General features: G+C 74.6%; 3 protein-coding genes. All 3 read right to left on the reverse strand.

Going from position 1 to position 14,708, the window contains the following annotated elements; all coding sequences use genetic code 11:
• Positions 1–1,396, reverse strand: a 1,396-nt coding sequence (locus ACFWX1_RS46200) for a type I polyketide synthase (protein ID WP_378396293.1), incomplete at its 3' end; no start/stop codon positions are given.
• A gap of 25 nt (positions 1,397–1,421) precedes the next feature.
• Positions 1,422–11,732 (reverse strand): SDR family NAD(P)-dependent oxidoreductase, encoded by a 10,311-nt coding sequence (locus ACFWX1_RS46205; protein ID WP_378396294.1) that lies wholly within the window; start codon positions 11,730–11,732, stop codon positions 1,422–1,424.
• 46 nt (positions 11,733–11,778) lie between these two features.
• On the reverse strand, positions 11,779–14,708 hold a 2,930-nt coding region (locus ACFWX1_RS46210; protein ID WP_378396295.1), incomplete at its 5' end, for an SDR family NAD(P)-dependent oxidoreductase.

A 14,708-nucleotide genomic window follows, 5' to 3' on the forward strand; every position in this document is an offset into this window, starting at 1 on the left:
GTGCGGCCGGACCCGCGTCCGGTCGCACCGGAGCCGGGGTGTCCGCGGCATCGGGCGTGTGCTCCAGCACGACATGGGCGTTGGTCCCGCTCATGCCGAACGACGACACCCCGGCGCGCCGGGGCCTGCCGTGCTCCGGCCACGCCCGTGCCCCGGTGAGCAGCCGCACGCCGCCCGAGGACCAGTCGACGCGTGGCGTCGGCTCGTCCACGTGCAGGGTCGGCGGCAGCACGCCGGCGCGCAGCGCCATGACCGCCTTGATGATCCCGGCGACGCCGGCGGCCGCCTGGGTGTGCCCGATGTTGGACTTGACCGAGCCGAGCCACAGCGGACTGTCCCCCGGCCGGTCCCGTCCGTAGGTCGCCAGCAGCGCGTCGGCCTCGATCGGGTCGCCGAGCACCGTCGCGGTGCCGTGCGCCTCGACCATGTCGACGTGCTCGGCACGGACCCCGGCGTCGGCCAGCGCCGCCCGGATCACCCGCTCCTGCGCGGGCCCGTTGGGCGCGGTCATCCCGTTGGACGCGCCGTCCTGGTTGACGGCCGAGCCCCGCACCACGGCCAGGACGGAGTGGCCGTTGCGCACCGCGTCGGAAAGCCGTTCCACGACGAGCACGCCTGCGCCTTCCGACCAGCCGGTGCCGTCCGCGGCGGCGGCGAACGAGCGGCAGCGGCCGTCCGACGAGAGCGTGCCGTCGATGCTGAACTCCACGAAGGTGCGTGGCGTCGACATCACCGACACGCCGCCGACGAGAGCGAGCGAGCATTCGTGGTGCCGCAGCGCCTGCACGGCCAGATGCAGCGTCACCAGCGACGACGAACACGCCGTGTCCACGGTGACGGCCGGGCCCTGCAGCCCGAAGGTGTACGCGACGCGTCCGGACACGACGCCGGAAGAGCCGTAGCTGCCGGGATAGTTGTGGTACATGACGCCCGCGAACACGCCGGTCGAGGTGCCCTTGACCGACGTCGGCGCGATGCCCGCCCGCTCGAGCGCCTCCCACGAGGTCTGCAGCAGCAGGCGCTGCTGCGGGTCCATCAACAGCGCTTCCCTCGGGCTGATCCCGAACAGGTCCGCGTCGAACTCCGCGGCGTCGTAAAGGAATCCGCCCTCACGGACGTAGCTGCTGTCCGGTCGCTCTCCCGACGGATCGTGGATCCGGTCGAGGTCCCAGCCGCGGTCCACGGGGAACGGGCCCACGCCGTCGCGGCCTTCGGTCACCAACCGCCAGAGATCCTCGGGAGTCCCGGCCCCACCGGGATACCGGCACCCCATCCCGATGATGGCGATCGGTTCCGCGGCCGCGGCCTCGAGCGCGCGATTCCGCTCGCGCAGCCGTTCGGTCTCCTTGAGCGACGCGCGGAGTGCGCCGACCATCCTGTCCTGTTGCTGAGTCATCGCTTCTCCGTGTGGTTTCGTCGCTTCAGTCGCTTGCCGGGCCGCTGCCGTCGCCGCCGATCGCCAGGCTGATCAGCGCTTCGGGATCCATGCCGTCGATCGCGTCGGCCGGACGCGCCGCTCCGGTGTCCACAGTGGACGCACTGGTCGCCGTTCCGGCCAGTGCGAGCAGGGAGTCCAGCAGGCCGTTCTCCCGCAGCCGGTCCAGCGGGATGCTCGCGAGCAGATCGCGCACCCGCTGCTCGCCTGCCGGGTCCGGCCCCGCGCCGTCGTCCGGCACCAGCTCGGCGACCAGGTGTTCGGCCAGCGCCTGGGGGCTGGGGTGATCGAAGATCAGGCCCGCGCGCAGCGACAGCCCGGTGACCAGGCTGAGCTTGTTGCGGAACCCGACCGCGCTCAACGAGTCGAAGCCGACCTCGGTGAACGGCCGGTCCGGCGGCACGTCCTCGACGTCGCCGTGCCCGAGGATGCCCGCGGCGTACGAGCGGACCAGATCGAGCGCGGTGGTCAGCCGCCGGTGCGGTGGCAGCGCGGCCAGCCGGTCACGCAGCGAGCTTTCGGCCGGCGCGTCCTCGGCGGTGCGCCTGCCGCCCGGCCGCACGAGGCCGCGCAGCAGGGGCGGCAGGTCGTCCGCCGCCCGCGCCGGGTCCACCTTCATCGGCACCAGCACGGCGTCGGTCAGCCCGGACACCGCGTCGAACAGTGCCAGCCCCTCCCGGGTGCTCAGCGCGCCGAGGCCGGTGCCGCTCATCCGGTGCGCGGCGGGCTCGCCGAGGTCACCGGCCATCCCGGCGCCCGCCCACATGCCCCACGCCAGCGAGACTCCGGGCAGGCCCGCCGACCGGCGCCGCGCCGCGAGCGCGTCGAGGTAGGCGTTGGCCGCCGCGTAGGCCGCCTGACCGGGCGCGCCGAGCACCCCGGCCGCCGAGGAGAACAGCACGAACGCGGTGAGGTCGTGGTCCGCGGTCAGCTCGTGCAGGACGTGCGCGGCGTCGATCTTGGGACGCAGCACGGCATCGAGCCGCTCCGGCGTCAGCGAGGTGAGCACCCCGTCGTCGAGGACACCCGCCGCGTGGACCACGCCGGTCAGCGGGTGTGCCGCCGGAATCGCGGCCAGCAACCGGGCGGCCGCGGCGCGATCGGCGACGTCGCACGCCGCCACGGTGACCGTGGCACCCGCCGCCTCCAGCTCCGATCGCAACTCGGCCGCACCGGGTGCCTCGGCGCCGCGGCGGCTGGCGAGCACCAGATTCCGGACGCCGCGCTCGGTCACCAGGTGCCGGGCGAGCACACCGCCCAGCGCACCGGTCCCGCCCGTGATCAGCACGGTGCCCTCGCCGTCCCAGCTCGGCCCGCCGTCGGTGCCCGCCGTCGGCACCCTGGCCAGGCGCGGCACCCGGATCGCCCCGGCCCGGATCGCGACCTGGGGTTCGCCCGCCCGCACGGCGGCCGCCGGCAGGGCGGGATCGACGGCGCCGGACGGCAGGTCCACCAGCACGATCCGGCCGGGATGCTCGGCCTGCGCCGACCGCACCAGGCCGGCCACCGTGGCACCGGCCAGGTCCGGGACGTCCTCGGTGGTGGCGGTGACCGCGACCCGGGTCACCACGGCGAGGGTCGTCCCGGCGAACCGGTCCTCGGCGACCCAGGACCGCAGCAGCGCGAGCATCCGTTCGGTCTCCTCGTGCACCGGGCCGTCGCCGACCGGCACCACCAGAACCTCGGTGCCGGGGCCGACGTCGTCGAGTCCTGGCACGAGCCGTGCCCCGAGCCGGCCGGCGAGGCCGAGGTGATCGGGGCCGAGCAGGGCCCAGCCCGACGGCGCCGCCGTGGGCTCGGTGGTGACGGCCCGCCACTCGATCCGCAACAGCGAGTCCGTGCCCAGTACGGTTTCCCGGCGCGCGGCCATCGGCCGCAGCCGCAACGACTCGACCGTCGCGACGGCCCGGCCCGCCGCGTCGGCGATGTCCACTGTGGCCACTCCGGGGGCGCTGCCGCGGACCCGGACCCGCACGGTGGTCGCGCCGACCGCGTGCAGTTCCACCCCGGTCCAGGAGAACGGCAGGCCGCGATCGGCGTCCGCGGCACCGCTCAGCCCGATGGCGTGCAACGCGGCGTCGAACAGCGCCGGGTGCACACCGAAACCCGCGACGTCCACATCGGACGGAAGGGTCACCTCGGCGAACGCCTCGGCGCCCCGCGTCCACGCGGCCCGTATCCCCCGGAAGGTCCGGCCGTAGCGGAGGCCCGCGGCCGCCAGCTCGTCGTACATCCCGTCGACCACCACCGGTTCGGCGCCCGCCGGCGGCCATTCGGTGAGGCCGGCCGCGGGAGCCGGGCCCGAGGGCGCCAGAACCGCCTCGGCATGGCGGGTCCACGGCAGCTCGCCGGCACCGCCGGGCCGGGAGTGGATGGCGAGCCTGCGCCTGCCCGTCCCGTCCGGCCCGGACACCGCGCACTGGACCCGCAGCGCCTCGCCGTCCGGGAGCACCAGCGGCGCGAGCAAGGTCAGCTCGTCGATACGCGGGCTGCCCGTGACGTCGCCCGCGTGCACGGCCATCTCGGCGAATCCCGTGCCGGGGAACAGGATCATGCCGTCCACCACGTGGTCGGCCAGCCACGGCTGGGCGCCGGCGGACAGCGTGCCGGTCAGCAGGACGCCCTCGGCCTCGGCCAGCTCCGTCACGGTGTCCAGCAACGGATGTCCGCCACTGTCCCGTTCGGCGCCCGCGGTGGCGTCGATCCAGTACCGGCGCCGCTGGAACGGATACACCGGCAGGTCGACCGGGCGCGCCGGAGTGTGCGAGTAGACGGCTTCCCAGTCCGGCGAGCGGCCGCTCACGTGCAACCTCGCCACGGCGGTCAGCACGGCCTGCGGCTCCGCGCCGTCCTTGGTCATCGTGGGTGTCACCGTGCAGTCCCCGGCACGGTCGCCGAGACACTCGGTGGTCAGCGCCGACAGCGTGCCGTCGGGGCCGAGTTCGGTGTACCGGGTGACGCCGGATCCGGCGAGGGCCTCGATCGCGTCGGCGAACCGGACCGTGGCACGGACCTGCCGGATCCAGTAGTCCGCCGAGGCGAACTCCCCGGGCGCGACCGGCCCGCCGGTCACGGTGGACACGACCGCGACGCGCGGCGGGTGGTAGTCCAGCCGCGCCGCGGTCTCGGCGAACTCGGCGAGCATCGGTTCCATCAACCGGGAGTGGAACGCGTGCGACACCCGTAGCCGGGTGACCGGCCTGCCCTGGGCCCCGAACCGGCCGGCCAGCGCCACGACCGCGTCCTCGGCCCCGGACAGGACGACCGCACCCGGCCCGTTGACCGCGGCGAGATCGACCTCGCCGAGCAGCGGGCGGACCTCGCTTTCGCCTGCCGCCACGGAGATCATCGCCCCACCCGGCGACAGGGCGCTCATCAGCCTGCCGCGCGCCGCGACGAGCGCGCACGCGTCCGGCAGCGACAGCACTCCGGCGACGTGGGCGGCGGCGATCTCGCCGACCGAGTGCCCGGCCACCACGTCCGGCGATACGCCCCAGGATTCCAGCAGCCGGAACAACGCCACCTCGACCGCGAAGAGGGCGGGCTGGGCGTACCCGGTGTCCTCCAGATCGCCCGTGACGATCTCGGCCAGTGGCCGCTCCAGGTGCCGGTCGAGTGCGGCGCACACCTCGGCGAAGGCCGACGCGTACACCGGGAACTCCTCGGCCAGCGCCGATCCCATTCCGGTGCGCTGGGCTCCCTGGCCCGCGAACAGGAACGCGAGGCGACCACCGGATCGCGCCACGCCCTCGACCAGGCCGGGTGCCTCCTCGCCGTCGGCGAGAGCCATCAGGGAGCGCAGGAACTCCGGACGGCGGCGGCCGATCAGTACCGCCCGGTGCTCGAACGCCGAACGCGTCGTGGCGAGCGCGCGACCGATGACCGCGGGTTCGTCGTCCACGCTGTCGACGAATCCCAGCAACTGCTCGGCCTTGGCGCGCAACGCCGCCGCACCACGCGCGGAGACCGGCCAGAGCACGCGCCCGCCGAAATCCTCCCCGGAGACCGTGACAGCCGGGGGTTCTTCGACGACGACATGCGCGTTGGTGCCGCTGACCCCGAAGGACGACACGGCGAACCGCCGCGGCCTGCCGGTCTGCGGCCACGGGGTGTTCCCGGTGAGCAGCCGCACGTGCCCCGCCGACCAGTCGACCTCCGGCGAGGGGGTGTCCACGTGCAGGGTCATCGGCAGCTCGCCGTGCCGCAGCGCCATGGTCATCTTGATCAGGCCGACGATCCCGGCGGCGGCCTGGGTGTGGCCGAGGTTCGACTTCACCGTGCCGATCCACAGTGGACGATCGGACGGCCGGTCCTGGCCGTAGGTGGCGATCAGCGCCTGCGCCTCGATCGGGTCACCGAGCCGGGTGCCGGTGCCGTGTGCCTCCACGGCGTCCACATCGGACGGATCGAGCGCGGCGGCGGCCAGCGCCCGGCGCATCACCCGCTGCTGCGCGGGCCCGTTCGGCGCGGTGAGCCCGTTGGACACGCCGTCCTGGTTGATCGCGCTGCCGCGCAGCACCGCGAACACCCGGTGGCCGTGGCGGACAGCGTCGGAAAGCCGTTCCAGCACCACGACGCCCACGCCTTCGGACCACGCCGTGCCGTCGGCGGCCGCGGCGAACGCCTTGCACCGCCCGTCCGGTGCCAGCCCGCCCTGGCGGCTGAACTCGACGAAGGTCTCGGGCGTGGCCATCACCGTCACGCCACCCGCGACGGCGAGCGTGCACTCGCCCTGGCGCAGGGCCTGCGCGGCCCAGTGCGCGGCCACCAGCGACGACGAGCACGCCGTGTCCACGCTCACCGCGGGCCCTTCCAGACCGAGGGTGTACGCGACGCGGCCGGACACGATCGCGCCGGTGCTGTTGCTGCCGACGTAGTCGTGGTACTGCACGCCCGCGTAGACGCCCGTCCGGCTGCCGCGCAGGGAGACCGGGTCGATCCCGCCCCGTTCCAGCGCAGCCCACGACTCCTCGAGCAGCAACCGCTGTTGCGGGTCCAGCGCGGCCGCGTCCTTGGGCGAGATGCCGAAGAACGCCGCGTCGAATTCGCCCGCGGTGTGCAGGAATCCGCCCTGACCGACGTAGCTGGTACCGGGTCGTGCACCGGCCGGGTCGACCAGCTCGTCCACCGCCCAGCCGCGGTCCGCCGGGAAAGCGCCGATGGCGTCGCCGCCTTCGGCCACCAGCCGCCAGAGATCGTCCGGGGACTCGACGCCACCGGGGAGCCGGCAAGCCATGCCGACGATCGCGATCGGTTCGTCGCTGTGCCGGGGCCGTGTCGTCGTGGTGGCGCGCTCGGCCGATCCGTCCAGGACGGTGACGAGGTGGCCGGCGAGCAGTTCGGCCGTGGGGTGGTCGAAGACCACCGTGGCGGGCAGCCGCGCACCGGTGGCCTCGGCAAGCCCGTTGCGGAGTTCGACCGCGGTGAGCGAGTCCAGTCCGAGTTGCTGGAACTCCCGGCCGGGATCGATGTCGGCGGGGCCGGAGTGCCCCAGCACCGCGGCCAGCCGGGTACGGATCAGCTCCAGTACGGCTTCCCGGCGCGCGCCGGCGCCGAGCCCGTCGAAACCCGCCGCGAACGACGTCGCCGCCCGGTTCCCGGACCGGACTTCGCCGACGAGCCCGCGCAGTGGTGCGGCAATGTCGCCCGCGCCACGCAACGCGGCCAGGTCGAGCCCGACCGGCACGACGACCGGACCGGTGCCCGCCAGCGCCGCGTCGAAAGCAGCCAGTCCCTCCACTTCGGACAGTGGGCGCAGCCCGCCGCGGCCGAGCCGGGCCCGGTCGTGCTCGCCGAGCGCGGCCGCCATGCCGTCTTCCCACGGCCCCCACACCAGCGACAACGCGGGCCTGCCGCCGGCGCGGCGATGTGCGGCCAGCGCGTCGAGAAAAGCGTTCGCGGCCGCGTAGCCCGCCTGGCCCGCGGCACCGAGCGTGCCCGAAACCGAGGAGAAGAACAGCAGCGCCCCGTCCGTCAGCTCGTGCAGATGCAGCGCGCCGTCGACCTTCGCGGCCAGCACGGCGTCCAGCCTGTCCGGGGTCAGCGCGGTCAGCACGCCGTCGTCCAGCACGCCCGCGGCGTGCACGACCGCCGTCACCGGATGCGCGGTCAGCACCGCGGCCACCGCGTCACGGTCGGCGACGTCGCACGCCACGGTGTGCACCTGCGCGCCGAGGCCGGTGAGTTCACCCGCCAGCCCGGCCAGGTCCCCGCCGCGGCTGAGCAGCACCAGCTCCCGTACTCCGTGCGCGGTCACCAGGTGCCGCGCCATGATCCCGCCCAGCGCGCCGGAAGCCCCGGTGACCATGACCGTCCCTTCGAGACGGACCGCCGCACCGGCCGGGGCGGTCCGGACGAGCCGGGCGGCGTGCAGCACGCCCTCGCGCACGGCCAGCTGCGGCTCACCGGTCGCGAGCGCCGACGGCAGGACGGCGTCCAGGTCGGTCCCGGTGTCCAGGTCGAGCAGCAGGAACCGGTCCGGGTGCTCGGCCTGTGCCGCGCGGATCAGGCCCCACACGGCCGCGCCGGCGAGATCGGTGAGCGGCTCGTCCCCGACCGCCACCGCGCCCCGGGTCACCACGACCATGGTCGCCGTGGATTCCTTGTCCGCCACCAGGTTCTGAGCCGCGGCGAGCGCCGCGCGCGCCGCCGCGCGGACCTGCGCCGCACTCGACCCGGCGGCCGGTTCGACCACGGCGGCCTTCCCCTGTCCGGCGAGTCCGGCGGGTCCGGCGGTCACCGGCTGCCAGTCCAGCCGGTACAGCGGGGCACGCGGCGCGACCCGCGACGGCGAAACGGCGCGGAACACGGCGGCGTCCATCGTCGCCACCGGAGCACCGAGCGCGTCGAACACGGCGACCGCGTAGCCGTCCCCGCCCGCCGGGGTGAACCGGAACCGCAGTACGTCCGCGCCCGCGGCGTGGAGCTGCACGCCGGACCAGGCAACCGGAACCCGGCCCTCGCCGCCGGAATCCGCCGCGGCCGCACGCAACGCGTGGGTCGCCGCGTCCAGCGCGGCCGGATGCAGCCCGAACCGCGCGGCGTCCGCGCGGAGCTGCTCGGGCAGGCGCACTTCGCCGAAGATCTCCTCGCCACGCGACCACACCGCGGTCAGGCCACGGAAGGCCGGACCGTAGACCAGGCCGCTATCGGCGAAGTCGTCGTAAAGCGAGTCCAGCGGAACCGGGACGGCCTCCGAAGGCGGCCACTCGGCGAGCGGAGCGGGCGTGGGAGCCGGGGTGGTGAGCGTGCACTCGGCATGCCTCGTCCACGATGCGGCGGCGTCCGGCTCCGGCCGGGAGTACACACCCACCGACCGGGTGCCGTCGCTCTTCCGCGCGCCCACCAGGACCTGTATCCGCACGGTGTCGCCCTCGCCCAGCACCAGCGGGGCGTCCAGCGCGAGTTCGGCGATCCGGCCGTGCCCGGCTTGCTCGCCCGCCTGGAGGGCGAGTTCTACGAACGCCGTACCGGGCAAGGCGACCACGTCGCCGACACGGTGATCGGCGAGCCAGGGATGCCCTCCGGTCGACACGGTGCCGGTGAGCACCGTCCCCGTGGCGTCCGCCAGCGTCATGGCCGCGCCAAGCAACGGATGCCCGGTCGCGTCGAGCCCGGCGGCGTCGCCGGGTTTGGCGCGCGCGTCGAGCCAGAAACGCTTGCGCTGGAACGCATAGGTGGGCAGGGCGATCCGGTGGGCCCCGCTGCCGGCGAAATACGCCGTCCAGTCGACGTCGGCCCCGGAGGTCCACAGCCGGGCCAGCGCCCGCACGGCCGTTTCGGGCTCGGGACGGTCCCTGCGCATCATCGGCGCCACGGAAACGTCTTCGCGTGTTTCCCGCACCATGGCGGTCAGCACGGCGTCCGGGCCGACCTCGGCCATGCGGCTGACACCGGCCTCGGCCAGGCAGCCGACGGCATCGGCGAACCGGACGGTGTCCCGCACATTGCGCACCCAGTGACCGGGCGAACCCAGTTCCGCCGCGGAAACCACCGCGCCGGTCACCGTGGACACGACGGGGATCCCGGGCGGCGCGTAGCTGATCGATTCCGCGACGGCGCGGTAGTCCGCCAGCATCGGCTCCATCAGCCCGGAGTGGAACGCGTGCGACACCGACAGCCGCTTCACCCGGCCGAAGCCGCGTACCGCCGAGGTCACCGCACTGTCCACACCGGACAGTACGACCGAGCGCGAGCCGTTCACCGCGGCGAGCCAGACACCTTCGGTCAGCAGCGGCCGCACCTCGTCCTCGGTCGCCGCCACCGCCACCATCACACCCCCCTCGGGCAACGCCGCCATCAACCGCGCGCGGGCGGCGACGAGCTTCGCCGCGTCGGCCAGCGAGAGGACACCGGAAAGATGCGCGGCGGTGAGTTCGCCGATCGAGTGCCCGACCAGGAAATCCGGCCGGACGCCCCACGATCGCAGCAACCGGAAGGCCGCGACCTCGATCGCGAACAACGCGGGTTGCGCGAGAGCGGTCCCGTCGAGTCCGGTGCCGCCGGCCATCGCCGACCGGAGCGAACAGCCCAGCAGCGGGTCCAGCTCGGCGCACACCTCGTCCAGGGCCGAGGCGAAGACGGGAAACGCCGCCGCCAGGCCGGTTCCCATCCCCGCCCGCTGTGCTCCCTGACCGCTGAAGAGCAACGCGGTCAGCCCGTTGCCGGCGACTCCCCGCACCGCGTCGTCCAGCGCGGCGGTGCCGTCGAACGTCACGGCCCGGTCGGTCAGCGCGGATCGCGTCGCCGCCAGCGAGAAACCGACGTCGGCCGGATCCCGGCCCGCCACCGCGGCCGCCAGCGCCCCGGCCTGTGCCGCCAGTGCCGCGGCGCCCTGGCCGGAGATCGGCCACGGCACCGGCACGCCCCGCGGCCAGGCCCCGTCCGCCGCCGTCGTTTCCTCCTCGTCCTCGTGCTCGGCCTGTTCGAGGAGCACGTGCGCGTTGGTGCCGCTGACCCCGAACGAGGAGACCCCCGCGCGGCGCGGCCGGTCCCCAGGCCAGTCCCTGGCCTGGGTGAGCAGCCGCACCTGCCCGGCCGACCAGTCGACCCTGCTGGTCGGCTCGGTCACGTGCAGGGTGCGCGGCAGGACACCGTGCCGCATCGCCATGATCATCTTGAGCACGCCGCTGACCCCCGCGGCCGCCTGGGCGTGCCCGATGTTCGACTTCACCGAGCCCAGCCACAGCGGCCGTCCCGCGGGCCGGTCCCTGCCGTAGGTGGCGAGCAGCGCCTGCGCCTCGATGGGGTCGCCGAGCACGGTGCCGGTGCCGTGGCCCTCCACGACGTCGATATCGGCCGCGGACAGCCCGGCGTCGGCCAGTGCCTGCCGGATGACCCGTTGCTGGGACACCCCGTTCGGCGCGGTCAGGCCGTTGGAGGCGCCATCGGAGTTCACCGCCGAGCCCCGCACGACCGCCAGCACGGGATGTCCGTTCTCCCGGGCGTCGGAGAGGTTCTCCAGCAACAGCAGGGCGGCTCCCTCGGACCAGCCGGTGCCGTCGGCGGACTCGGCGAACGCCTTGCACCGCCCGTCCGGTGCCAGGCCGCGCTGCCTGCTGAACGCCAGGAACGGCGCGGGCGTCGACATGATCATCACGCCGCCCGCGAGCGCGAGCGAGCATTCCCCGCGCCGCAGCGCCTGTGCCGCCAGGTGCAGTGCGACGAGCGACGACGAGCAGGCGGAGTCCACGGTCAGCGCGGGACCTTCCAGCCCCAGCGTGTACGCGATCCGGCCGGAGAGCACCGACGCGGCGTTGCCGGTGCTCATGAAGTCCTCGATGGCCGCCGACGCGCCACCGGCGAGGTCTTCGTAGTAGTCCTGGCCGCCGCTGCCGACGTACACCCCGACCGGGGCGCCGCGCAGCGACAACGGCGCGATCCCGGCTCGTTCCAAGGTTTCCCAGGCGAGTTCGAGGACGATCCGCTGCTGCGGATCCATCGCCAGCGCCTCCCGCGGCGAGATGCCGAACAGGCCCGCGTCGAACTCGCCGGCACCGTCGACGAACCCGCCCTCGCGCACGTAACTCGTGCCCGGCCGGGCGGGATCGGCGTCGAACAGCGTGCCGGACGGCCAGCCGCGATCGTCCGGGAACGGGCCGATGGCGTCGGTCCCGTCGGCCACCAGCCGCCACAGGTCCTCCGGCGACCGCACCCCGCCGGGATAACGGCACGCCATCGCCACCACGGCGACCGGCTCGGTGGCGGCCGCTTCGACGGCGCGGAGCCGGTCACGGGTCTGGTGCAGCGTCGTGGTGACACGCTTGAGGTAGTCCAGCAGCTTTTCGTCGTCAGCCATCCTGAGCCTCTTGTCGATCAGCGGTGAGCAGTGGTCCCGGAAGCCGTCAGGTCCCGAGCTCTCGGTCGATGAGCGCGAACATGTCCTCGGCGGACGCCGTTTCCAGCCGGGCGGGCGGTTCGCCGTCCCCGCCCCGCCGGGCGGTGGACAGCGTGTCGAGCACGGCCCCGAGCCGCGTGACGATCCGGGTGCGTTCGATTTCCGGGCCGGACAGCTCCGCGGCCAGCGCGGCGAGCCGGTCGACCGCGGCCAGCACCGGCTCGGCCTCGGTCTCATCGCCGCCGAGCAGCGCGGACAGGTGCTCCGCCAGTGCCTTCGGGGTGGCGTGGTCGAACACGACCGCGGCGGGCAGCCGCAGGCCGGTGACGGCGGCGAGCCGGTTGCGCAGGTCGACCGCGGCGACCGAATCCGTGCCCAGTTCCTTGAACGCCCGTCCCGGCTCGACCGCGGACACGTCGTCGTGCCCGAGCACGGCGGCGGACTGGGCCCGCACCAGTGCGAGCACTTCCCTCGCCCGGTCGGCCGGTTCGAGGGTGGCCAGCCGCCGCGCGGTCTCGCCGGAGGTTTCGCCGGCGTCTTGCTCGGGGGTGCCGAGTGCCGCCTCGGCCTCGGGCAGCGCGCGCAACAGCGGACGCGGCCGGGCCATGGCGTGGACGGGGGCGAACCTCGACCAGTCGATGTCGGCGACGACCAGGTGGCTCTCGCCGCGGTCCAGGGCCGAGCGCAGGGCCGCGACCGCGACCGCCGGGTCCATTTCGGACAGACCAAGGCGGCGCAGCCGGGCCGCGGTGTCGTCGTCGACCATGCCACCGCCGCCCCAGGATCCCCACGCGACGGCGGTTCCCGGACGGCCCGCGGCGCGGCGGCGGTGGATCAGCGCGTCGAGATAGGCGTTGGCGGCCGCGTAGGCGGGCTTGCCCGCGGTGCCCCACACCGCGGCACCGGAGGAGAACACGACGAACGCTTCCAACGGGCGCTCGCCGAGCAGCCGGTCGAGATGTTCGGCCCCGAGCACCTTGGCGCGCATGGCACGGGCGAAGTCCTCCGGGGTGACCTCGGCGAGCGGTGGTTCGTCCGGCAGTTCGCCCGCGGCGTGCAGCACCGCGGTCAGCTCCGGCAAGCCGTCGAGGAGAGCGCGCATCGCGTCTTCATCGGCGACGTCACAGGCCTCGACTGTCGCCTCCACGCCGAGTTCCGTCAGCCCGGCGACCAGTTCGGCGGCGCCGTCGGCGGCCATGCCGCGCCTGCTCGTCAGCACGAGGCGCTCGGCACCCGCGCCGGCGAGCCACCGGGCGACGTGTCCGCCGACCGCGCCGGTGCCCCCGGTGACGAGCACGGTCCCGCGCGGCCGCCACGTCCCGGCGGGCGCGGTGTCCCGGGGAGCGCGCACCAGCCGGCGCGCCAGGACACCGCTCCGGCGGACCGCGAGCTGGTCCTCACCGTCCAATCCGGACAGTGCGGCACACAGGCCCGCGATGGCGTGCTCGCCGGTGCCGTCGAGGTCGATCATGCCGCCCCAGCCGCCCGGCCGGTCCAGGGCGAGCACGCTGCCCATGCCCCACAGGGCTCCCGCCGCCGGGTCCGCGCTCTCCAGGCCGTCGACGGCGATCGCGCCGCTGGTGAGCACCCAGCAGGGTACGTCCGAGAGGTCGCCGACGTCGTCGACGGCCTGCAGCAGGGTGAGGGTCCCGAGAATCGGATCGCCCTTGCCGAGCGCGAGCAGCGAGAGGATCCCGGCCGGGCGGGCGCCCGCCGCTTCCGCGCGCAGCCGATCCGCCAGCACGCCGCGTTCCGGGTCGCCGGCCTCGACCGCGACCACTCGCGCGCCGCGCGCCGCCAGCCCGCTCAGCACCGGGCCGGCGGCGACGGCGTCCCCGGGTACGACGACCAGCCAGCTGCCGGTGAGTTCGGCACGCGTGACCGGTACCGGCTGCCACCGCACCCGGTAGCGCCAGGAATCCACGGTGCGGTCGAGCCGCCGTCGCCGGTGCCAGGCGGCAAGAGCGGGCAGCACCGCGCCGGCGGCTTCGTCCGCGACGCCGAGTCGGGCGGCGAGCGCGGCGGTGTCCCCCCGGTCGATTTCGTCCCACAACTCGTCGTCCGCCGACGGCACGACAGGTGCGGCGGTGTCTTCGGCGATCATGCCGGTACCCTCGGGCGTGATCCAGAATCGCTTGTGCTGGAACGGATACGTCGGCAGGTCGACGGTCCGGCCGCGCGGCGGGAAGGCGCTCCAATCGACCCGCGCGCCGCGTACGTACAACTCCGCGGCCGACCGGGCGAACCGGTCCGGACCGCCCTCGTCCCGGCGCAGCGTCCCGGCCACGACGCAGGGCCGGTCGAGTTCGTCGGCGGTTTCCTGCACGCTCATCGTCAGCACCGGATGGGGGCTGACCTCCACGAACACGGCGTGCCCGCCGGCGACGAGCTCCCGCACGACCGGCGCGAACCGGACCGTGCCACGGAGATTCGCGAACCAGTAGTCCGCGTCGAGCTCGCCCGCGCCGATCCGGCTCCCGGTCACCGTGGACACCATCGGGACGGTGCCTTCGCCCGGCGTCAGCGCGGCGAGGTCGGCCCGCAGCCGTTCCCGCAGATCGTCGACGTGCCCGGAATGCGACGCGTAGTCCACCGGGACCCGCTTGGCGCGGATGTCCCCGGCGATCAGCTCGGCCGCCAGCTCGTCGAGCGCCGCGCCGTCCCCGGACAGCACCGCGGACCGGGTCCCGTTGTCGGCGGCCACCGAGATCCGGCCGGGCCATTTGGCCAGTCGCGGCGCCACTTCCGCCGCGGACAGGCCGACCGAGAGCATCCCGCCACCGCGCCCGCCCAGCAGCTCGGCGATCGCCCGGCTGCGCAGTACGACCACCCTCGCCCCGTATTCGAGCGACAGCGCCCCCGCCACGCACGCGGCCGCGATCTCGCCCTGGGAGTGGCCGATCACCGCGTCCGGCCGGACACCGTGCGCCTGCCACA

Origin of the sequence: Amycolatopsis sp. NPDC059021 (assembly GCF_042739895.1) — a bacterium.
Classification (GTDB): domain Bacteria; phylum Actinomycetota; class Actinomycetes; order Mycobacteriales; family Pseudonocardiaceae; genus Amycolatopsis.